The following is a 23,276-nucleotide window of genomic DNA, read 5'->3' as shown; positions in this document are numbered from 1 at the left end:
CACGCGACGTCCTTGCGTTCTTCGTGAGCAAGTTGGCGCCGACAAGAGTTTCCAAGGAGTTTCCTATGCTCTTACAACGCATTTTCGCCTCGGTGATGCTGCTGGTCTGCGCGGGCCTCGCGCTGATGGCCTGGCCGTATCAGGCGTCGTTTTCCTACGAGCCGGTCGGGCCTCGCGCCTACCCGCTGTTGATGCTCGGGCTGATGAGCCTGGGCCTGCTCTACATGCTGTTTCGCCCACAGCCGACCAAGCACACGGAAGAAGAACCGGCGCTGGACCGTGAAACCCTGATCAAGATCGGCATCTGCGTGGTCTTGTTGCTGATCTTTGCCGGCACCTTCGAATCCCTGGGTTTCATCCTCAGCAGCATGTTGATCGGTATTCCGATGGCACGGCTGTATGGCGGCCGCTGGTTGCCCGGTGCAGTGATCATCACCTTGATGAGCGTCGGCCTTTATCTGCTGTTCGATAAGGCCATGGACGTACCGCTGCCCCTCGGCCTGCTCGACGTTCTGGAGAACTGATATGGATACTTTCGGCTATTTGGGCCAGGGCTTCGGCGTTGCACTGAGCCCCTACAACCTGGTGACCGCGCTGTGCGGCACCTTGATCGGCACCGTGGTCGGCCTGTTGCCGGGCCTGGGTCCCATCAACGGCGTGGCGCTGTTGATCCCCATCGCCTTCGCCCTGGGCCTGCCGCCGGAGTCGGCGTTGATCCTGCTGGCCGCCGTGTACCTGGGTTGCGAGTACGGCGGGCGTATCAGCTCGATCCTGCTGAACATCCCGGGCGAAGCCTCCACCGTGATGACCACCCTCGACGGTTACCCGATGGCCCGCAAAGGCCTGGCCGGCGTGGCGCTGTCGTTGTCCGCGTGGAGTTCGTTCATCGGCGCGTTCATCGCCACCTGCGGCATGGTGTTGTTCGCACCGCTGCTGGCCAAATGGGCGATTGCCTTCGGCCCGGCGGAATATTTCGTACTGATGGTGTTCGCGATTGTCTGCCTCGGCGGCATGGCCGGCGACAAGCCGTTAAAAACCTTTGTCGCCGCGCTGATCGGCCTGTTCCTCTCGGCGGTCGGCATCGACGCCAACAGCGGCGTGTACCGCTTTACCGGCGACAATATCCACCTCACCGACGGCATCCAGTTCGTGGTGCTGGTGCTGGGCCTGTTCTCCATCAGCGAGATCCTGTTGCTGCTGGAAAAAACCCATCGGGGCCAGGAAGCGGTCAAAGCCACCGGACGCATGCTGTTCAACCTGAAGGAAGCGGGCGCAGTATTTGTGGTGAATATCCGTTGCGGCTTGCTCGGTTTCATCATGGGCGTGCTGCCCGGCGCCGGGGCCACCCTGGCCTCAGCCGTTGCCTACATGACCGAAAAACGCATGGCCGGCGCCGGCGGCAAATTCGGCCAAGGTGACATGCGCGGCCTCGCGGCCCCGGAAACCGCGATCGGCGCGTCCGCCTGCGGCGCCCTGGTCCCGATGCTGACCCTGGGCGTTCCCGGTTCGGGCACCACGGCGGTGATGATCGGCGCCCTCTCGCTGTACAACATCACCCCAGGCCCGCTGCTGTTCCAACAACAACCCGACATCGTCTGGGGCCTGATCGCGTCGTTGTTTATCGCCAATATCATGCTGGTGATCCTCAACATCCCGATGATCCGCATCTTCACGCGCATCCTTGCCGTACCGAACTGGGCGCTGGTGCCGGTGATCGCCATCATCACCGCGATCGGGGTGTACGCTGTGCACGCCACCACCTTCGACCTGTTCCTGATGATCGGGATCGGTATCTTCGGCTACATCCTGCGCAAGCTTGACTTCCCGCTGTCGCCGGTGCTGCTGGGCTTTATCCTCGGCGGCCTGATGGAGCAGAACCTGCGCCGTGCGCTGTCGATTTCCAACGGCGCGCTGGACATCCTCTGGTCGAGCCCGATCACCTTCGGTGTATGGGTGTTGACGGTGCTGATGCTGGCCTTCCCGCTGGTGCGTATCTACCGTAAGCGTGCCCTGCAGCGTCGTGCCGTGGCCGATGTCTGAGGCCACCTTTAAACATTGGTGGGGCACACCGCTGGTCGGCCTGGCCGGCGGTTACCTGGCCAGCCTCGTCGGCTGGCCTTTGCCGTATATGGTCGGCTCGTTGCTGGCGATCATCCTGGTGCGCTGCCTGACTCCCTGGCAATTGGCCGAGATCCCCGGCGGGCGCAAATGCGGCCAATGGGTGGTCGGCATCGGTATCGGCCTGCACTTCACCCCCGTGGTGATCGAACAGGTGATGAGCCACTTCGGGCTGATCTTCTTCGGTGCGCTGGTCACCAGCCTGTCGAGCGTGGTGGGTGTGTGGTTGATGCGCCGCAGCGGCGAAGACCGCGCCACCGCATTTTTCTCGAGCATGCCGGGCGGCTCCGGCGAGATGGTCAACCTCGGTTCACGCAATGGCGCAGTGCTCAGCCGGGTCGCGGCGGGGCAAAGTTTGCGCGTGCTGGTGGTGGTGCTGTGTGTACCGGCGATCTTCAAGTACGTGCTGGAGGGTGGCACGCCTCAGTTTCATCCGGCGCCGGTGAGTTGGCCTTGGCTGCTGGCGTTGTTTCCTATCGGCGCGCTGATGGCCTGGGGCTGGCAGCGTTTGCGTCAGCCCAACCCCTGGCTGTTCGGGCCGTTACTGGTGAGTGCCACCGCCAGTGTCGTGTGGGACTTGCATATCGGCCTGCCCGATGGCGGCAGCCAGATCGGCCAATGGCTGATCGGCAGCGGCCTGGGCTGCCACTTCAACCGGCAGTTCTTCCGCCGCGCGCCCTCGTTCATCGGACGCACCTTGATCGGCACGGCCTTGACCATGGCATTGGCGACTGTCGCCGCAGTGGGTTTGAGTGCATTGACCGGCCTTGACCTGCGCTCACTGACCTTGGGCATGATGCCCGGCGGCATCGCCGAGATGAGCCTCACCGCCGAGACCCTGCAACTGTCGGTGCCCCTGGTGACGGCGATGCAGGTGATGCGGTTGTTGTTTGTGTTGTTTCTGGCGGAGCCGTTATTCAGGCACTGGAACCGACGCCCTTCGTGACTCAAGTGGCCCATCCTGGGCCACGACCGCTGGTCGGCACTGTCATTTCTCACAGCTAGCCACGTCGCAAACACTCTGTGCTCAATCGCTACATGCTCCGCATGCCGCAGCCCATTGCCTTGCACGAGGTGTAGATCATGCTCATCAGCCCCAACGCTCAACCTCCGGTCTCACAACTGGCCCCGTACATTCCCGGGCTAAAAACACCCGTGGCGGGTTTTTCCGGCGGTGTGTACCTGCAGTTGCTGGAAAGCCACGGGAGCGAGGGCCTGATTTGTGTCATGCGCCCTTACGCCGGCCAGCGTGAGGGCGACTTCCTGGCGTTGTTCTGCAGCGATCCCCAGACCCCGGCCGACTTTCACACCGTCACCGAACAGGAGGCCCGCGAAGAAAGGCCAATCGCCTTGCACATTTCCAGGGCTCGCCTGCCTGAAGGCACGGTAGGGCCGATTTTCATTCGGGTCACGCACCTTGATCAGCGGGTTGAGGAAACCCAACGCCTGACAGTCAAAGTCGACACTGTCCCTCCTACGGGTAGCGGCGCCATTTCCGGACCGTCCTCGGAGAATGCACAGCTGCCGCGCCCTCAACCGACACTGACGTTGGTCGACTCGGCCGCGGCCGGGCGCGGAGTCGGTGTGAGAATTCCATTTTACCCGGTAGACACCAGCCTTCCGGACGCCACCCACCGAGCGGTGCGCGACCGTATTCGCTTGATTATCGGCAATCAAGTCATCGAACACAGCGTCACCGAGAGCGAAGCCAACAACCGCAATCCCATCACCATCATGGTCTACTACGCCACTTGGCTGCTGATTGGCAGTGGTCGTCACGCCTGCACCTACGAGGTCATTGACGAGGTGGGCAACTTCGCCCCCGGCCGTTCCCCCATGCAACTGATCGAGGTGCGCCTTGATCCCAATGAGCGGTTGTTAGAGGCCGCACAGATCGTCGAAGCGCCCAGTGGCACCCTCGATGCGGACAGGCTGGCGGGAAGCGATGCAACCCTGCGGGTCGCCATCGCGGGCAAAGGCTGGGCTTCGGGCGACGGCATCCGCCTGACGATCCGTGGGCGCACGCAAGATGGAGTCGACATCGAACAGACCTACAACGCTTCGATCCCTTCATCTACCGTCCCGTTCGCTGATTTTCCATGGCCCAACGCTGATCTGCGGGAACTCATCGGCGCGTTGATTCAGCTGAGTTATGAGCGAGCAAGAGCCGGCCAGGTCAACCTGCCTTCGGAAAACACCTTCGTCCAAGTCATCGGTACCCCTACCGATACCGGTCTTGCGGTGCCGCAATTACCCGCTGCCAGCGGCGGTGTGCTGCATCCGCTCACCGACCCGGTCACTGTCTACATCACTTCATACACCGGCCAGAAACCCAACGACCGCGTCACCCTGGTGCTAGAGGGCACCTATGCCAATGGCCATCGTTTTTACCAGGAACATACACAGGTCGCCGGCCTTGGCGATATCAGCTTCGACCTGCCCAACGGGGTTGACGGCGATATCCGCCAACTCGATGGCGGCCGGCTGATGTTCTATTACTACATCAACCTGGCCGGGCAGCGGCCACCGTCCGCCATCCTCACACTCGACATCGGCGAACCTCAGGACGCCCTGCCCGCGCCAACGGTCCAGCAGGCACCGGAACCCGACTTCACCTTTGACCCGGAAGCTTCCAAGGGCAATGCCAACGTCACGGTACCGGGCCACGCCACCTTCATCGCAGGGGCCACGGTCACGTTATATGTCGAGGGCAGCGCCCTGGGCGGCAGCGCCCCGCCAGCGGTATTTCCTATCACACAGCCCTGGGTCGGCCGAGACTTGCCCTTTGTTGTTGCGCGGGTGTTCATCGTGGCCAACCTCAACGGTTCGGCGCGTCTCTACTACCGAGTGGACAGCCCCAACCAACGCACCCGCTACTCCCAGGCGCGGGTGATAAAAGTCGGCAGCGGGCTGCAACTGCCGGTGCCGCGCATTCTGGAAAGTACGTTCACCGGCGACACCACCGCCACCCTCAATCCGGTTCATGTGCTGCCCCCCGCTCCGCCGGTGTGCACCCTGCGGGTGCGCTACAGCCCGATGCTGGCCAGCGATGATATCCAGCCGGTCTTCAGCGGCACGCCCGGCCCAGGAACCCCCGTATTGAACCCTTTGCCCGGCAACCCCGCACAGGGCTATGTCGATTTCCCGGTCAGCAATCTGGTGATTGCCGCCAACCTGGGCAAGACCGCCACGCTGTCCTATACGGTAACCCGCGCAGGGGCCACGACGCTGTCCCAGGCCTCCACCCTGACCGTCGACCCATTGCCTTCTCAATTGCTGGACCTGGTCAGCGTGCCCCCCTCAACAGGCATCATCAATGTCAACTCGGCGTATACCGTGCTGGTGCGCGAATGGTCGTTCATGCGCTCGGGCCAAGCCGTGTGGATCGATATCAATGGCCCCGGCCCCGCCGGCCTGAAGTTGCGCGACGGCACGCCCTTGACTACGCAAGAGTTCGCCGCCCGACGGATCGAACTGCCCTTGCCCAACGATTACCTGCGCATGCAGCCCAACCTCAGCAACTTGAGCGTGGAAGTGCGGGTATCCCTCAACGGCAACGTCGGCAAGTACTTCGCCACCGACTTGCGAACCGTCAACTATCGAATCAATAACACACGCGGCATCTTTGCGCGTATCCCGGTCGGCACGGGGCCGAACACCCTGGTACTCAGCCCCGACGGCAACCGGCTGTACGTGGGTTGCCTGTTTGGGCAGCCGTCGATCTGGGTAATCGATACACTGCGCAACCGCGTCATCGGCAGTTTTGATGTACCTGGGTCCCCCGTCTGGATGGCCGTTCACCCCACGGCCGGGCGCTTGTATGTCACCGACAGCAGCGTTGCAGCCAACACCTCGATTCGCATCTACAGCACCCTGGATCATTCACTGGTCGATACCCTGACCGGGTTTGGCACCGTCAACGGGATCGCCTTCAACACGACGGGCTCGCGCCTGTATGTGGCGGACAATCGCGCCGGGCGGCTGATCATCCTCGACACCGCCAACCACCAACCATTGGCCTCGGTGCCGGTGCCCAACCCCATCGACATCACATTAAGCCCCGACAACAGCCGCGCCCATATCGCCACGCTCGACGGCTGGGCCGTGGTCAATCTCACCAACAATAGCCTGATCAACAGCGTGGCGGCGGCAAACCCCACACACATCGCCCACAACCCTCGTGCCTCGCAGGTGTACATCACGCGCAGAGACACCGGCGTCGCCATCGGCAATACGCAGACCGCGCGTATCGAGCAGACCCTCACCGGTTTGCAAGGCCCTTACGACATCGCCTTCGAGCGCGGGCGAGACATTGCCTATGTGACGCAAACCGATGGCGACCGGCTCGGCATTATCGATACACGCCTGCGGCGAGTGACGGGGGCCTATGCCGGTTTCAACAAGCCACGCGGGGTGGTGGTTGCCGCCGATGGCACCCATGGATATGTGGCGAATATTGGCGATGATAGCGTGGCGTTCGTGGTGTTTTAGCTGGGGAGTGCCGCTCGTCGGCACTGTCATTTCTCACAGCTATCCAGCGTCTACAGCCAGCTGTCAAATGAGTACTGCGACTTCCGCCCAGGCACCTTGGCATTCGGGGCTCGAAGCGTCTCTTTCATTTGCAAAGGACGTCGTTCATGAACCAACTTATCGATAGCCCCGCCGACACCCCTGATCAACTGCCAGTGCCGCTCGCCCCGCGCCCAGCTCCCGCAAGCAGCACTGACCCGGCTCAGCCGGACCTGAATCTGAACTACTTTGTACCGGCGCTGGACGGTAACGATCCGGTGACCGCCGGCAGCTTCTCGAGCATGCCGTTTCACAACTTGCCGCTCTATATTCCCGGTCTTACCCAAAAAGTGGTTGAGTACGATGGCGGTATCAACCTGGCGGCACTGGAGGTCAATCTCGAAAAGGGCTTGTTGTGCGCCTTGCTGCCTTACCTGGGTATGGCCGCGCTGGATTTCATCGAGGTATTTTGTAACGACCTCGTGGTTCCAGTGGCGAGACACATTGTGACTCAGGATGACGTCGACGCCGCGAGAATCATTCCGCTGTACATACCTCGCACCCGTTTGCCTGATGGCCCCGCCGATCCCGTCTTTATGCGGCTCACTCGCGTAGGAGGTGGCCAGGAAGAAACCCCGAAACTCAGATTGAAGGTTGATACGGTCAGACCTGCCGGTATCAAGCCCAACGCCAGTGAAGCCCACAACGCAAATTTGCCTGCGATTGAAGTCCCACCGGACATCCGCGAATACGGAGTGACGCAGGACGACGCCAACAACGGCGTACCTTTCACTATTCCTTTTTACCCTCGTGATCAGAATCAATCACCCAGGACCTACCGGGCCGCAAGGGACCGGATTCGCCTGAGCATCGGTGGGCACATCTTCGTATACACCGTGACCGAAGGTGAAGCGGCCGGTAGAGACCCCATCACGATCATCCTGCATGCCGGGTTCTGGGCAACGGTGGGTAGTGGGTCCCATGTGTGTGAATACCAAATCATCGATGAGGTCGGAAACGCTTCCGATGGTTGGTCACCTTCGTTTGTGCTGATCGTTCAGATAAATGACGGCAGTGAACCTTTATTGATCGCCGCCTATATCGACGAAGAAAACCCGGAAGGCGTGCTCGACCATGACAGCCTCAATGGCGCGGACGCAACCATCCGCGTGTTCGTGCGCAATCATCAATATGCCGTGGGTGACGTGATTCGTGCACGCATCAATGGTCGCGCCCAGGATGGTACACCCATCATTACTTACCACGACTCTGCCCCGCTGACCTCCACCACGGTACTTCAAATCAGTATCCGACTCGCCAATGAAGTGGTGCAGGCGCTGATCGGCGGCAAGTTGCAATTGACGTATCAACGTATTCGCCCAGGGGTGCCGGATCGTGGCTCCGATAGCAGTATTTTGCAGGTGATCGGCACCGCACTCCCCGGTGGGCTCCTCGCTCCCCATATCATTGAAGCCAACGGCGGTATTCTCGATCCGCAAACATTGTTTTTTAATGCTGAACTGTACAAATACCCCGGTCAGGGTGCTCACGACCTGGTGACTCTGGTGATGGTGGGCACGCTTGCTAATGGCAATAACTTCTATCAGGAAGTTGATGAAGTCGCCGGCACTGACAATATCCTGTTCTTCATACCTAACGGCCCTGACGGTCCTATTGCAAAACTTGAAGGGGGAACGCTACGTCTCTATTGCCGTGTGACCAGTGCCGACGGCTCTGAAACCCGCACCTCCCCGGACGTGACGTACGCCGTCGGCGAACCGGCGGCAACCCTGAAGGAGGTAGTGATACTGCAAGCACCTGGACCGCTCTATCAATTTGATCCTGAAAAATCGCTGGGCAATGCCAATATACAAGTGTCGCCCGACCCTGATATCCAGGCGAATGACACTATTCATCTGCACTGCGAGGGGGACACCGCAGGCGGCACTCCGGCCGTGCAGGACTTCCTGGTGACAGGGGCATGGGTGGGCAGAACGATACCGTTCACCTTGCTGCGCCAATACATCATCCCCAATAACATCATGCGGATTTACTACAGGCGCACACGTGATAACGAACCGACGCGGTTCTCCCATGAGGTGCAAATGAAAGTCGGCGCCAAACTGGAACTCGCGCCGCCTATCGTGTTGGAGGCCACCAAGACAGGTGACAATACTGCTGAACTCAACCCTCGGCATACAGAGTCCCCACCCGTCGTAACTATCAGGGTGATCTCGGATAAATTCCCACCCACTGCGGATATTAAATTGTTCATTATCGGGATACCCAACGGCATCGGCCAGCCCGACATAGCAATGAAACCCGCCCGGCCTGAGCCAGGTACCAACTATGTAAGTTTTACGGTACCGAACAGGTTTGTCGCGGCCTACTTCGGCGGAACGTGCACCCTGTACTACAACTTGCTTGAGGATGGCAAAACCACCAAGTCGGAAGAACTGACTTTGAGTGTCAGCGAATATACGCAAGATGAGCTAGATTTACTGAGCATTCCCGAAGCGCAAGATAATCGCATCGTCAAGAGTGAAGGCAACCATGTCCAGATAGATGCATGGGCATACTTCGCTCAAGCTCAGCAGGTTTTTATTGACCTGGAGAGTTCTACAAATCTTGCCTTGCGTACGGGGACACAAGTCAGTGCCGCCGAATTTATCGCCAGGAAGACAACGGATTTGATCCCCGCAGCTTATGTGCAAAAATTACTCGCGAATGATGTGCTGGAGGTTAAAGCGCGTGTTTCGATGGATGGGACGGGTAACAAGGATACGGCGATTGCGCTTAAGCCGGTGAGTTACAGCATTGCAGGTCAAGCGGAAGTCATTGGCACCATTCCTGTGGGTAAAGGCCCGTTGGTAATGGCAATCACGCCCGACAGCAATAAGCTATATGTTGCAAACATTCTTTCAGGCACAACTACGGTCATTGACACCCGGACTCAAAAAGTAGAAACCACTCTGGATACACGTGGGTGTTTTGGCGTCAGCGTCAGTAGCGATGGAACCCGAGTTTACATAACCAGAAGCATAACCGGAAATGAGCAAGTGTTTGCTTACAGCACCACAAACAACTCGTTTATCGGAAACATTGTCGTATCCCAAGGCTACTGGCCCCATGGATTACTGGCAAATGCTGACAATACAAAACTTTTTGTATCCACCGCCCAAAACGCACTTGACATATACAACATACCCGCGCACACCTTAATGAAACGCATCAATATTGGCCTTAGACCAACGAATATATATTCAGACATTGAAAGAAAATCAATCTATATCCTACCTCACTCTACGAGCCAAAATTACTACCTTAGGTTTAATCCAAATGGCGACTCATTCTTAAGTAACACACCCGAGCTTGGCGGATATCCTAGGGGAATATCCTTCCACGGCAACCGCCCAAGGGCCTTCTACACAATAGACAATAAGGTTGGATCACTTGACACAGCGCTAAATAAATTAACTGGTGAACTAACAGGTTATTCAGCAGCTCGAGGCATTGCCTGCCACCCTACTCTTGACCTGGCGTATGTGGCGGACAGCCTGCAGCATACAGTTACCGTTATTGACACCAGCACCGACTCACCGAAAGAGCTATATAAACTAAGCGAGTTCAATGCCCCTACCGACGTTCTGGCTTCACCTGATGGCAAGCGTGTCTACGTCATCAACTATGCGGCTGAGGTCATTTCAGTCATCCGTACTTAATTAATCAACACCCAAAAAAAAGCCCCGTATTAACCAATACGGGGCTTTTTCATACTTCACGCTACACGCTCACACCCTTAGAAATCGTAACGCACCCCCACATTCACCCCCCAAGGCTGGTCAATGTTCTTGCCCATGCTGCGTTCCACATCGGCATGCACCTTCCAGTTCTTCGACACGGCCATTGCCACGCCCGCCGCCATTTCAACCCGGGTACCCGACAGGTCGTTGTTGAAGCTGTTGCCGTTCACCGAGACTTTGTTGCTCTGGTTGAACTCATGGGCAACCGCGGTACGCAGGTACGGCTGCAGCACGCTGCCACCGTCCAGCTGGATATCACGCCCGGCGGTCACACCGGCCTTGCCCACCACCGAAGCGGTACGCGGGCCTTTGGCTTGCAGGCCGTTGTCCAGCTCATAGCTTTGGCTCTGGATGATTGCGGTGTTCAGTTGACCGTAAGGTTCAACGAAGAAGCCATCGTCCAGCTTGATGTGCCGGCCCACTTCCGCCGAAGCGGTAACCGCGTTCTGCGTGTAGTTGCCCTTGGCTTTTTTACCGTCGCTCATGGCCACGTTGGACTCGTTGTGCAAGCGGTTGAACTTGAGCACGCCATCGAAGTAGAAGCCGCTTTCAGCGTCCAGCCAAGTGGCGTAGGCACCGGCGTAGTAGCTGTTGACGGTGGCTTTACTGCCACGGCCCAGGTCCAGGTCCGACGTGCTGTGACCCGCCAGGAAGCCGGCCAGCCATTGGCCATCGCCGCCCGACAGTGGTGTGTCCGCACCCAGGGTGAAACCACGTTGGTTCTGGTTGTACTGCACTCCTTTATTGCGGTTGTCCACTTCGAACTTGTTGCCGTACGCACGGCTCCACAGCCCGCTCGACTTGCCATCGCTGTGACGCAACTCACCCATGCGCGTACGCAGGTTGGTCATTTCACCATACAGTGCACTCGGCGCCGCGTTGGCCAAGGCCAGCACGGAGTTGGTGCTTGGGCTGATGACCTTGCTGCCCGGGTCCAGCAACCAGTCCTTGCCTTCGTTGTCCTCAACCAGGCTGTAGGAATAAGTACCGACATCCACGCGATCCCCCACGAGGCTGAACTTCGCGCCGCCGTCTTCGGTGTGCACCACGTGCAGGCGGTCTTCACTCAACGGGTCGGCCCCGCTGCTGGCGATCAACAGCTTGTGGTCACCCGAGGACGTGCCGGTGACATTGAGGAAGTCGCCGGTCAGGGTGGAGAAGTCCGCACTCATGATGAAGGTGCCATTGCCCGACAGGTTGGCCACGTCCAATTGGTAGAACGTGCCGGTGTCACCGAACTTGACGTGACCGCCGCTCAACGACAGGTCGCCCACCTGTTGGTTGTCGACCATCACCCAGGTGGCGTCGCTGTTGATCGCCAGTTTGTCGACGTTCTCCAGGCGGCCGGTGAGTACCGCGCCATTGTTCAAGCCCACGCTGGCGGTGCCGCCATCGTTGATCACATCGCCATTCATAATGGCGTGGTCAAGGTTAAGGTCCAGGGCGCTGCCCGTGCCCACTTGGATGTTGCCGGCCAGGGCGCTGTTGTTGACGCGCATGTTGGCCGAACCACCATTGGCGAGCTCCAGCATGTTGCCGTTCTGCCCCTGCAAGGTGGAGCCATTTTTAACGTCGATTTCAGCCGTTACGGGCCCCAGCACACTGATCGCCGGACCGTTGAGCCCGACAACCCGCGAACCATCCAGGGTCAACTGAGGCACTTGAGTCGCAGTAGCACTATCAAGCGTCATGACGACACCCGTGGTAGCGCCGGTAATTTCACTGCCTGTCGCGATCGCCGAACCACTGAGCAACCTCAGGCCCTGCTGGCTTTGGCCCGTCAGCGATGTGTTGTTCAACTCCAACAGGCTGTGGGCCGTGACGTTGGCGCCGTAGGTCGCCCCCGTGATCTCGCTGTCGTTGACCTGGGCATGCGAACCTGTGGTCGAACTCGCCTCGCGAGCCACGTTCAAGCCACCGTTCGTGTAGCTGGTAATACGCGTACCAGAGATCACTGCATTTGAATTGCTGAGCGCAATCGCCGCCTGGGAGCCATGGACGGACGTCACGTTGGCGCCTGTCAAGGTCAGCGCTGATCCGTCGGTGGCGCTGATTTCTTTAACCGTTGCGCCGGTATGAACATTCAGCGTCGCACCGTTTCTAGCAATGTAGTCGGTGGCACCTGTTCCAGAGTAGACGTCTAGCTTGCCGCTACCGACGTTACCGTCGACTACGATAGCTGAAAGCGCCTGTTCGCTTAACAGGTACAGTGGCGCAATCGCCATCAGTTTGACGAAGGACGATAAACGCGAATAACGAAACGGAAGAGCAGTAATGGAAGTCATGTCATGTAGCCTCAGAATAAATACCAGTTCGAACCCGGACCCCGTATCGAATAGGTTTCCGTTTTCACGGCGCAGAGACTAATGATCTGATTTCCCTAAGCGTGTAGGACTTTCCTTAATGACGCGTCTGTAGCGACGACAGGTCAGTGGATAAAAAACGGCCCCACCTGCCTCACAGAGACAGGCGGGGCCGTACTAATCAAAGCGTACCGCGACGTGTTGCCCCGGGAACACAGGTGGGCGGCGAGCCAGTGGAAAGCAGATCCCAGGCAGCCCTCACCTCATCGGATTGGCCTCGATCCCCAGTCGAAGGTCGCAAGAGTTTCCAACGTATACCGATGTAACCTCGAGCTTGAGTCCCCGTGAAGTCCTCGAACCAGGCGTTCAGGTGCATCGGCACGATCAAACCATTGTTGACATCGGAGCTGGTGAGGGTGAATTCAGGACTCACAATGGGGTTTCCGACAGGCATACCGACGGGCGTTGCGAAAGCATACCTGACCGCTTCAACCGTGATCTTGTCGTCCATTTGGAGTATTGCAGGGTCCAGAATCCTGATAGGAACAGACTCCCAGGGCACGTGACCGCAATTGATGAAATAGCTGAAGTTCGGGTTGCCTGTAATGGTTTGAGCCTTGTCGAAAATAGCCAGCCCCAGACCCGATAGATTGAAGATCTCCACGATCACATCTTGATGCACCGAATGCTTGTAATTGACCGCATTGCGGATGATGCAGTAGGTATCAATGGTACCGTTGCCCACGGCATCGATATCGGCCCAAGCGATGGTAAAGGGTACCAGGAAACCAGCACCTTCCGAGCCCGTCACTGGGTAAGTGGCGACAACGTTGCCGGCATAGACGAAATCAACGTGATCCCCCGAAACCAAACCGGTTGGTAACGGGAAACTGACCGTTGCATCAAAGCCGCGGTCTTTCTCGGAGAGGCGGTTGGGAGGGCTGGGCAGCGGCCCACCACCGATGAGCGTAGGTGCGGTAATGGCAGGGTCTACAGGCCCTTCACCAGGGTTTGAGACCCCAGGTTCTCGTAGATCAGCTTGTGTTTGTACTATCGGCGCAGGGTAGGTTGAACCGTCCAGGCGATAGATAACAAGTGCGATATTCGCCTCGTAAAACTCCCCTGGTGCAGCGATGGGCGCAAAGCCGACGGGGATATCCAGTGGGAAAGTGCCCATGCCAATCGGTTGGTTATAGACCTCTGCCCCCTCCCACATCACCACCAGCCTGTCACTGGGCAAGTGGCCGGTCAGACCTTGCAGGCGTATCGTCACACCATTACGGGCTTCCTCCTTATCCACCAACGGGCCTTCCAGCACCGAAATCAGGCCGAATACCGGTGGCTCGTTAAGGCTGACCCGTACATAGCTCGGAAGAGAAAGATTCGTAGTGTTAAAGGCACGGTCCGTCAGATTGTAAGTCACCTCGATTTCACCTGGCTTTTCCAGGATCACCGCCGTTGGAATGATGCCGGTGATATCTCCTGTCGGCGGCACAGCATCTTCGATGGGGCTGTCGGAAGTCCCGACATACACACTATAGGTATCGCCACCACGACGGTCCGCCGGTGTGGGGATGGTGAATCCCAGGCCGGTTTTACCGACCAGAAAAGCGGGAGTCAGTTCCGAACCATAATTTTCGAGCTGGACCCTGGCAGGTTGAGCACCGTAATTAGGATCCTGCGCATCCACGTAAATCCGGATGAGATTGTAGTTAATATCATTACCGCTGGCATTGCGCACATGCACTCGAATGTCTTTGAGACCGTGAGTCTGCAACAACGATTTAGGTCCAATGTCCAGGATAACCGGGTCTGGAAGTACGTCGGCCGTCGCGAAGCTTTCAATGAAGACTCGCCAGTCGTTCACAAATACTGTGAGTACTTCGAACAGTTCCACGAACCCGCGTGACCACGGCGCAACATGCAGTTGAATCCCTTCCAACCGCATCGTGCGGGTCACGATATTGCGGTGAGTATCTCCGACAATAGCAGGCAATAAACCGGGGATCAGCGGCGCGGGTTGAAGCGAGGGATTATTTGGCGGATCTTCCCAATCCTCTAGGGGGCTTTCTGATTTGATAGCGGGTTCATGGGGCTTACTGGACATGATTCAAACTCCTCATACAAATAAGTATCTGTCCGGGCATAAAACGACTGCATGACACACCCGATGTAATTGCTTAAACAAACAACCATCACCTTGTCTGGTTCTACAAACTCGTTGATGTCTCGTTCATTAGAGAGCATTTTGGGGCGACGCATAACTGTCAAACTTGACAGTACTCACCACCCGTTCACTTCACTGATCCTTGAATAAACTCAGGCGAGCCTTTCATCCTGACGAAGCGTTTTAATGTCATCCGCCAGGCAAGGTTCCGCACCACCAGGTCGGATCAACGTGATGAAGACCAGCGCGGGGCGGGAATAGCCCATACCCCCTCCCGCCGGCTTGATGACCTGGTAGCGCGCAACGGCAGAGCCGTGCCGAGGGTTGGTCTGCCCTGGGGCCGGTTTCACCAACCCCGGGTTTCGGATAAAGGGATCGAATGCAACCCTGAACTCATACCCATTGCGGGCCTCATCGGCAGTCAACACATGTGAAAAGGTCGCTATGGTTTCTGGCATCACGCCACTGGGATGACCATTGGGGTTCGCATAGCTTGCCCATTCCAGACGGACCTCATCCCCCGCCCCCAGTCTATCTTCATCCCCGGGAATCAAGACCCCCGCACCATTTACCCAAGGTCGCAGTGGGCAACTGATAAAGCCAGAATCGGGCCCTGGCCCATAGTTGACCCCAACGTACACAAGATTTAGCAGCCCGACGATAGGGATGACATTGACGAGCACCGCCGTATCAGGCGCGCGCTGGCGGTTGACCCCGTTGAAAGTCCAATAGAAGAAAGGAATGACACCGCCAGAGCCGACGATCAATTCGACAATATCCCAGTCGACAAAAAACTCGATTTCCTGACCGGCGACATCTCCTTGCTGCACGGGATAAGTCGCAACGGGTGAAGGGTGGGTGCCTATCATCAACTCCAGGATGTGCCCTATCACAGGCCCGTCCGGCAACGGCGCTACGACCCGCACAGGTAAACCCACATCATTGATGGTCAACAGGTTGTCACCGTCTCTTCCCTTGACGGTGACCCTGCCCAGCAAGGCGTTGATCGGGTCCGGATTGTCAGGGCTCACCGCCCCGAAAACCGTGAGGTCGACCGGCACGAAGCGTGGTTGCGACGGCCGTGTTGGCGACGTGCCGCGCTGCCAGGTGTAGTCTGCCCGGACAACCCCCGGCGTAAACTCGTAGCCACCGCTTGCAAGAAGTGAATAAGGAATGGGGACACGGATGGGCCAGACCTGAACATCAGCAATTACGATTGGGTCCAGGGCAATCAGGTCCCAAAAGGGCTGCAAAATATCCCCGGCGATGGAGCCGACCACCTCAAGGATGTTCATATACACCCCCCCCTGTTGACGGGCGTCGGCCAGGTTTATGAGCCCATCCTCCAACTGCGGCAGTTGCACCGGGCGTAGGTCAGTAGGTGTAGTTACCAGGTTGATAAATAAGGGGGCAGTGAAGGATGGCCCGGACTCACGACCAGAGCGATCAGTGAGAAAATAATAAAAGTTGTATTCCTTACCGGTCTGCAGACCACGCAGGAGATCCCCTGGGAGAAATACTGTTACCGGTTCTCCGTTTTTGTGTGCCTGAGTGATTTCGGTAGTGGCAACGATGCCCTGTCGCCGGTCATGTTTGCGCGGCGAACGTACCGAAGGTAAAAGCGCGATATAGGTCTCGACCTTATCGCCCAGTCGCATATCCAACCAGGCAGGTACAGTGGGGGAGACGATCGTTGCCACCACCCCGCCGTTGTTGGCAGGGTCATCCAGATAGGGGTCGTCGACACCGTTTGCTTCGACCTCCGGCGGAAAACGAAGACGCGGACCTCGTTGCCCCTGATTGGGCCCGACCTTGTCACTGTCCAGCACTGTTACGAAAGAAGGTTCGGAGGGGTTTCCACTGGTCTCTCTCAAAGTCACTCGGTAGTAAACGTCATGCAGGCCGGGAGCGTCCATAAAATGAGAGGGGACAAAGCCATCGGCGTCGGGAAGATCGTTCTCGTCATAGGGATATTCCAGGAACTTGGTATCAAACGGAACAGTGGCTTTGTCCCAATACCAACGCACACCAGTTATATCTCCCGGCTGTAGAAAGGTACTTCCGCCCCATAGAACAGGCACCAAAACCCGCAACCCCGTACTTTGAAAGGGCACTGGGATTTTATGACCGTTGTCGTCTGGCATGAGCGGTAATGCATCGGGTACGTCCGGTGCATCAAGCATATTAACGCCAAGGACTTTGGTGCTGGTGAGCGTGGAATCGTGTCCATTGGATTTTGGCATGTCTAGTCTCCTGGGCAATTAGCAATGAGCCACCGTCGACCACGACCTGCTACGTGCCAGATCCTGTGGTCGGGAAGATTAGTTAATGCCTTTCTGCTGAGGGGGGATACTGTCAGAACTAACAGGTAACGGCGGCCACCGAAGCCCCCCTCCAAGTTGAGCCCCATTGCCAACTATTGATAAAACAACAAGTTACAAAGGCCGAAGCGGCGTTGCACCGCCCTAGTCATTCAGACCAACGGCAACCGCCAATCAATCGGCGTCTCGCCATTCTGCTCAAGAAACTTGTTGGCACGGCTGAAGTGCCCACACCCCAGGAACCCGCGATACGCCGACAACGGTGAGGGATGCACCGAGGTCAGCACCAGGTGCTTGGTGGCATCGATCAGCTTCTGCTTGCTCTGGGCGTGCGCGCCCCACAGCAGGAACACCAGGTGCGGCTGGTGCTGGCTGACCACTTCGATAATCCGATCGGTAAAGAACTGCCAGCCCTTGCCCGCATGGGCGTTGGCATTGGCGCGCTCGACGGTCATGGTGGTGTTGAGCAGCAGCACGCCCTGGTCGGCCCAGCTTTGCAGGCAGCCGTGGTTGGGGATGTCGATGTTCAGGTCGCGCTTGAGCTCTTTATAGATATTGACCAGCGACGGCGGCGTCGGCACGCCCGGTTGTACCGAGAAGCACAGGCCATGGGCCTGGCCGGGGCCGTGGTACGGGTCTTGGCCCAGGATCACCACCTTGACCTGGTCCAGCGGCGTGGAATTGAGCGCATTGAAAATCAGCGGGCCAGGCGGGTAGATCTCTTTGCCGGCCGCATGTTCCTGGCGCAGAAATTCGCGCAACTGGGCCATGTAGGGCTGTTCGAATTCGTCGCGCAGGGCGTGTTTCCAGCTGGGTTCGAGTTTGATACGGTCGCCGTCGGTCATCGTGCACTTGTCTGGTAAAAAGAATGAAGCGAACCCTAGGAAAGCCCACTCCGCTTGTCAATTGATCTGACACACCACCGGCACTTTCCTACCCAGCGATCATACTTATCTTCCAACCTATCGATTGAGGTCACGATGAACCTGCACTTCGAAGAGCTGACCTGCAGCGACGGCGCCCGCCTCGGCATCGCCAGCCTGGACGCGGAAAAATCCCTCAACGCCCTGTCCTTGCCCATGATCCTGACCCTGAGCGAACGCCTGGAAGCCTGGGCCAAAGACCCGCATATTGTCTGCGTGCTGCTGCGCGGCAACGGCGCCAAAGCCTTTTGCGCCGGTGGCGAAGTACGCAGCCTGGCCCAGGCCTGTCGTGAACATCCCGGCGCGGTGCCCGGCCTGGCGGCGCAGTTTTTTGCCGCCGAATATCGTCTCGACTATCGCCTGCACACCTATCCCAAGCCACTGATCTGTTGGGGCCACGGTTACGTGCTCGGCGGCGGCATGGGGTTGCTGCAAAGCGCGGCGGCGCGCATCGTGACGCCCAGCAGCCGCCTGGGTATGCCCGAAATCAGCATCGGCCTGTACCCGGACGTGGGCGCCGGCTGGTTTCTCTCGCGCCTGCCCGGCAAGTTGGGTGTGTTCCTCGGCCTTACCGGCGCGCCGATCAACGCTCGAGATGCCCTGGACCTGGGCCTGGCCGACCGTTTCCTGCGCGATGACCAACAAGAGGCGCTGATCGAGGGCCTGCTGCGCCTGAACTGGCAGGAGCAGACCGCGAAACAGCTCAACAGCTTGCTCAAGGCCCTCAGCCAGGAAGCGCTTGGCCAGCAACCCGCAGCACAATGGCTACCGCGTCGTGCGCAGATCGACGAGTGGCTGGACGTGGGTGACGTACGTTGTGCCTGGCGCGCCCTGAGCCAGCTGCGCGAGCACACCGACCCGCTGTTGAGCCGCGCCGGCAAAACCCTCAGCGACGGTTGCCCGCTGACCGCGCATCTGCTGTGGGAGCATCTGCGGCGCGCCCGTCATCTGTCACTGGCCCAGGTGTTCCAGGTGGAGTACACCTTGAGCCTCAATTGCTGCCGTCACCCCGAGTTTGCCGAAGGCGTGCGCGCACGTTTGATCGACAAGGAACAGGCGCCCCACTGGCACTGGCCGGATATCGACACGATCCCGGACGCGGTAGTCCAGGCGCATTTCAACAAAGCCTGGGAAGGTCGCCACCCGCTGGCGGATTTGTCCGACTACTGACAGCTCATGCCTACCGACCGTTGACCCTGAACGCGCAGTTGTCGGGCTGGCTGTCGCGGCACAGAAAAACCTGTTGTTCGAAAGGAGCTTCGCCAGGCTCCCAATGCGAAGTACTGGTCAACGACATGTTGGTGACAAGGTCTCCCAGGGCCGGTCTCATGGCAACCAGGTTACCGCTACCGCTGCGGTAGAGACATTTGTCCATGTAGCCGTCTTCCCGCTCTTGCCCGCTGCCCGGCATGAAGATTGCGCCGATAAACAGGTCGATAAAGTCGCGGCTGTCGACCTTTGGGCTCTGCCACAGCAGTTGCTTGTCCACGGTTCTGAAATGCCCGTCGATGTACCGGATCGCGGAGGGATAGGGGCAGCCTTGCTCAGCCTGCACTTGGGCGATAGCGCTGAGCATCAAGATGCACAGGGCCACCTGCTGTTTGAATAGAGGGAGGTTCATTCGACGAGTCGCTCCACTGGACAAGCACAACGGCTTTTGTGCAGTGAAATATAGTTTGGCCCCAAAATATAGCTGTTAATTCTGACAGTACTTATAAACGCCAGGTATAAAAAAACGGCGCCTCATGCGCCGTTTCTTCCGCTCGTCAGCGATGCCCGCCGCGCCCGCCGCCATGATCGGAGCCGCGCCCGTGACCGCCGCCGTTACCCCAACGGCTGCCCCAGTCCTGATTTTGATAGGGTCGGTAACCGGGCCGTGGGTAATAGCGCGGTGACGGCTGATAATACCGGGGTGACGAATAGTAGCGTGGCGCTGAGTAATAGCGCGGTGCCGGCGCGTAGTAACCGCGCCCGTAATAGGCAGGGCCGCCGTAATAGTAGGCCGGCGCAGGCGCTGTGTAGACTTCGGAGCGGTAGTAGGTGCCGCCTCCCTCGTAGTAAGGCACGCAAGCTGACAAGGTCAGGCCGAGTAAAGCAGTGAGCAGCAGTCGTCGATACATGGCGGCCTCCTGGACCGCGAGAGAGCACCTCCAGCGACGCTGGAGCGCGGCATTCAGCTTTCACTGAATGACGAAACATCTGACATCAAAAACAGAATCTGGTGCGTTTTCGCAACAACTTGATACATCCCTTCTGGCTTTATCGATTCAGTAAATTTATCTGGCATGCAACTTTGCCTGTTGCGATGATGTCACTATGACACCACCAAGGGCCAGGGAGGCTCTAGCGTGCCCTCTTCGCTACCCTTTCCGGAATCGCCCATGAAAATCTCAACCAAACTGCTGCTGTCATTTCTATTGTGTGCGCTAATCACTTTTGGGGTGGGCCTTCTAGGCATCAAAGGCGTGGTTCGTCTCTCCACGGCATTGGAACTGACGTTCTCCAACAACCTGGTCTCTGTGAGTAATACAGCCGCTACCCTCAACGGCCTTATGGCCCATAACCGCGGCATGTACCGCTTGATGGACGCCAGCAAAGGCGATGTTGCCCCACAGGATCGCGAACGCGTGCGCCAGGATATCGCCCAGGAGCTCAAGCGCAGCCAGGCTGCCTACGCCACCTATCGCGCAACGCCGCTGGAAGATGACGAACGGGTAGCAGGAGACAAGCTCGATCAGATGTGGCCCACCTACATCAGCAACTCCGAGCGCATCATTTCTCTGCTCGACGCCGGCCAGATCGATCAAGCCCGCACTCAGCTCAATACCACCAACAACGAACTGTTCCGTCAGGCACGCGAGCTGATCCGCATAATGGTCGAGTCCAATAACCGCCAGATCAAGGAAGGCGCGATCGCTGCCGAGGAGCTGCGCAGTAGCGCCTTGACGTGGATGATCGGCGGCATTTTGCTGGCTTTCATCATCGCGATCATTGTTGGCGTGCTGATCACGCGCCTGATCACCCGCCCTATCGCCCAGGCCGTGGAAAGCGCCCAACGCATTGCTCAGGGTGATTTGACCCAGGCCATCATCACCGAACGTACCGACGAAGCGGGGCAACTGCTGATGGCGTTGTCGGGTATGCAGGGCGGCCTGAAAAGCACTCTCATGGAAATCGCCAACGCATCCGACCAGTTGGCCTCGGCGGCCGAAGAAATGAGTGCGGTCACCGATGAAAGCAGCCGTGGCCTGACGCGTCAGAATGATGAGATTCAACAAGCCGCCACCGCCGTCAACCAGATGACCGCCGCAGTGGAAGAAGTGGCCAGCAACGCAGTCTCCACCTCTGAAGTGTCGCGCCAGGCTACCACCGAGGCCGAAGATGGTCGCCAACAAGTGGAGCAGGCGGTGTCCGGCATGAACTCCATGGTGGTCGAGATCAACGGTTCCACGCAATCGGTTGCAGAGCTCGCCGGCCAGGTACGGGAAATCGGCAAGGTGATCGATGTGATCCGTGGCATTGCCGAACAGACCAACCTGCTGGCCCTTAACGCCGCCATTGAAGCCGCTCGTGCGGGTGAGCAGGGGCGTGGTTTCGCGGTGGTCGCCGATGAAGTGCGGGCGCTGGCCCACCGTACCCAGACGTCCACAGTCGACATTGAAAAGATGATTGGTGAAGTGCAGATCGGCGCCGACAATGCCGTGGCGGCGATGAACAAGAGCCTGACCTGGGCCAACAACACCCAGGCCCTGGCGCAGAACGCCGGCGAGGCTCTGCAACGGATCACCACCAGTGTGGCGAAGATCAATGAACGCAACCTGGTGATCGCTTCGGCATCCGAGGAGCAGGCCCAGGTAGCGCGCGAGGTGGACCGCAACCTGCTGAACATCCAGGATCTGTCCACCCAGACGGCCGCCGGTGCGCATCAGACCAACGCCTCCAGCCAGGACCTGTCGCGCCTGGCCACCTCGTTCAACGTACTGGTCAGCAAGTTCCAGCTCTGAGTAGCCTGGGCAGGGTCGGCCCTGTATCGTACAAGGCACACCGGGAACGCTCCGGAAACTTGCCCGACCCAGCCCGAACCTGCCCATGACCACGCCCACCCTTTGCCCTGCCTGCGGCGCCCGCAACGACTGCTCCCTGGCTGACCCGCGCACGGTCGACCAGCCGTGCTGGTGTTACAGCGTCACCATCGACCCGGCAGTCCTCCAGGCCCTGCCCGACGAATTGCGCAACCAGGCCTGCCTGTGCCCGCGCTGTGCCCAGGTCGATGAGCAGTTGCGTGGCAACGGGCCGACGTAATGCGGGTTGATCGTTTCCTCAGTAACCTGCCGCGGTTCAATCGCAAGCAAGTCCGCCTGCTGCTGGTTGAACGGCGGGTGTCGATCGATGGCATAGCGGTCAGCGACCCGCATCACGAGGTGCGGGCCTTCAGCCGCGTGTGCGTTGACGACGATGTGCTGCAGGCCGGCAAACCGGCGCGCTACTTCATGCTGCACAAACCCCAGGGTTGCGTAAGCGCCACGGCCGACCCACAACACCGCACCGTGCTGGATCTACTGGATGAGCCGGACAAAGAGGAGTTGCACATTGCCGGCCGCCTGGATTTCAACACCACCGGCCTGATGCTGATCACCAACGACGGCCAATGGTCGCGCCGCCTCACGCAACCGCAGACCAAACTGCCCAAGGTCTACCTGGTGCAGACCGAGCAGGACATTGGCCCGGAATACGCGTCGACTTTCGCCGCGGGCCTGTATTTTGCGTTTGAAGACCTCACCACCCAACCGGCCGAATTGGCACTGCTGGGCCCTAGAGCCGCACGCTTGAGCATCATTGAAGGCCGCTACCATCAGGTCAAGCGCATGTTCGGGCACTTCAATAACAAGGTGACCGGCCTGCATCGCGAGCGAATGGGCCCGCTGGCGCTGGATGCAGCCCTCGAGCCGGGCCAGTATCGCGCGCTGACCGCGGATGAAATCCGACAGGTATGACGACCGTTCGGCCGGTAGTGGCAAAAACCCATTTCTGTGGCTTGCGACTTCCGGGGTCAGGTGCTTGAATCACACCGTCAGCCAAAATATGACTGATGAGTCGCCTATAACCTCCAAGAAACACTTTGCCCCGCCCGC

The 23,276-nt window shown here is 58.7% G+C and carries 15 protein-coding genes; 9 read left to right on the top strand and 6 right to left on the bottom strand.

Annotation, left to right across the window (positions count from 1 at the left end; all coding sequences use genetic code 11):
• Window positions 1–65 precede the first annotated feature (65 nt).
• The 5 genes from JBE38_RS18315 to JBE38_RS18295 all read left to right on the top strand — a co-directional run bounded on the left by JBE38_RS18315 (window position 66) and on the right by JBE38_RS18295 (window position 10,349).
• The gene (locus JBE38_RS18315) at window positions 66–524 is read left to right on the top strand and encodes a tripartite tricarboxylate transporter TctB family protein (RefSeq protein WP_060753721.1); all 459 of its coding nucleotides are present in this window, start codon (window positions 66–68) and stop codon (window positions 522–524) included.
• Window position 525: 1 nt separating this feature from the next.
• Entirely contained in the window at window positions 526–2,040 is a 1,515-nt protein-coding gene (locus JBE38_RS18310; protein WP_205344824.1) for a tripartite tricarboxylate transporter permease, read from the top strand.
• Entirely contained in the window at window positions 2,033–3,064 is a 1,032-nt protein-coding gene (locus JBE38_RS18305; RefSeq protein ID WP_205344823.1) for an AbrB family transcriptional regulator, read from the top strand. Before JBE38_RS18310 ends, JBE38_RS18305 begins: the two co-directional genes overlap by 8 nt.
• A 137-nt stretch (window positions 3,065–3,201) precedes the next feature.
• Window positions 3,202–6,609, top strand: a complete 3,408-nt coding sequence (locus JBE38_RS18300) for a YncE family protein (RefSeq protein ID WP_240202541.1) — start codon at window positions 3,202–3,204, stop codon at window positions 6,607–6,609.
• Window positions 6,610–6,755: 146 nt separating this feature from the next.
• The gene (locus JBE38_RS18295) at window positions 6,756–10,349 is read left to right on the top strand and encodes a YncE family protein (protein WP_205344822.1); all 3,594 of its coding nucleotides are present in this window, start codon (window positions 6,756–6,758) and stop codon (window positions 10,347–10,349) included.
• 77 nt (window positions 10,350–10,426) lie between these two features.
• On the opposite strand, the gene JBE38_RS18290 is transcribed toward JBE38_RS18295, so the two are convergent.
• The 4 genes from JBE38_RS18290 to ung all read right to left on the bottom strand — a co-directional run bounded on the left by JBE38_RS18290 (window position 10,427) and on the right by ung (window position 18,066).
• Window positions 10,427–12,715 carry an autotransporter outer membrane beta-barrel domain-containing protein gene (locus JBE38_RS18290; protein ID WP_205344821.1) on the bottom strand — a complete coding sequence of 763 codons (2,289 nt, stop codon included), beginning with the start codon at window positions 12,713–12,715 and terminating at the stop codon, window positions 10,427–10,429.
• A 199-nt stretch (window positions 12,716–12,914) separates the two neighbouring features.
• A complete protein-coding gene (locus tag JBE38_RS18285) occupies window positions 12,915–14,840 on the bottom strand; it encodes a hypothetical protein (RefSeq protein WP_205344820.1) in 1,926 nt (641 codons plus the stop codon).
• A gap of 212 nt (window positions 14,841–15,052) precedes the next feature.
• Window positions 15,053–17,143, bottom strand: coding sequence for a hypothetical protein (locus JBE38_RS18280; RefSeq protein ID WP_205344819.1), 2,091 nt, complete (start codon window positions 17,141–17,143; stop codon window positions 15,053–15,055).
• Between the two features lie 230 nt (window positions 17,144–17,373).
• Window positions 17,374–18,066 carry a uracil-DNA glycosylase gene (gene ung, locus JBE38_RS18275; RefSeq protein WP_205344818.1) on the bottom strand — a complete coding sequence of 231 codons (693 nt, stop codon included), beginning with the start codon at window positions 18,064–18,066 and terminating at the stop codon, window positions 17,374–17,376.
• Window positions 18,067–18,201: 135 nt separating this feature from the next.
• On the opposite strand from ung, the gene JBE38_RS18270 reads away from it, so the two are divergent.
• The gene (locus JBE38_RS18270) at window positions 18,202–19,314 is read left to right on the top strand and encodes an enoyl-CoA hydratase/isomerase family protein (protein WP_205344817.1); all 1,113 of its coding nucleotides are present in this window, start codon (window positions 18,202–18,204) and stop codon (window positions 19,312–19,314) included.
• A 10-nt stretch (window positions 19,315–19,324) separates the two neighbouring features.
• Here JBE38_RS18270 and JBE38_RS18265 read toward each other — a convergent pair whose 3' ends face one another.
• Complete coding sequence (locus JBE38_RS18265) at window positions 19,325–19,765, bottom strand: DUF3757 domain-containing protein (RefSeq protein ID WP_060753727.1); 441 nt, start codon at window positions 19,763–19,765, stop codon at window positions 19,325–19,327.
• A 145-nt stretch (window positions 19,766–19,910) separates the two neighbouring features.
• Window positions 19,911–20,264 carry a hypothetical protein gene (locus JBE38_RS18260; protein ID WP_205344816.1) on the bottom strand — a complete coding sequence of 118 codons (354 nt, stop codon included), beginning with the start codon at window positions 20,262–20,264 and terminating at the stop codon, window positions 19,911–19,913.
• Window positions 20,265–20,525: 261 nt separating this feature from the next.
• Here JBE38_RS18260 and JBE38_RS18255 point away from each other — a divergent pair, with 261 nt between their 5' ends.
• From JBE38_RS18255 to JBE38_RS18245, 3 genes are all read left to right on the top strand, one after another.
• Window positions 20,526–22,148 carry a methyl-accepting chemotaxis protein gene (locus JBE38_RS18255; protein ID WP_205344815.1) on the top strand — a complete coding sequence of 541 codons (1,623 nt, stop codon included), beginning with the start codon at window positions 20,526–20,528 and terminating at the stop codon, window positions 22,146–22,148.
• Between the two features lie 85 nt (window positions 22,149–22,233).
• On the top strand, window positions 22,234–22,446 hold the full coding sequence (locus JBE38_RS18250) for a cysteine-rich CWC family protein (protein ID WP_205344814.1): 213 nt from the start codon (window positions 22,234–22,236) through the stop codon (window positions 22,444–22,446).
• On the top strand, window positions 22,446–23,138 hold the full coding sequence (locus tag JBE38_RS18245) for a 16S rRNA pseudouridine(516) synthase (RefSeq protein ID WP_205344813.1): 693 nt from the start codon (window positions 22,446–22,448) through the stop codon (window positions 23,136–23,138). Before JBE38_RS18250 ends, JBE38_RS18245 begins: the two co-directional genes overlap by 1 nt.
• The last annotated feature ends 138 nt before the right edge of the window (window positions 23,139–23,276 follow it).

Source organism: Pseudomonas sp. ICBG1301 (genome assembly GCF_016918385.1).
GTDB classification, from domain to species: domain Bacteria; phylum Pseudomonadota; class Gammaproteobacteria; order Pseudomonadales; family Pseudomonadaceae; genus Aquipseudomonas; species Aquipseudomonas palleroniana.
Note: the sequence above shows the minus strand (reverse complement) of the source record. Positions and strands in the feature narration are given on the sequence as shown.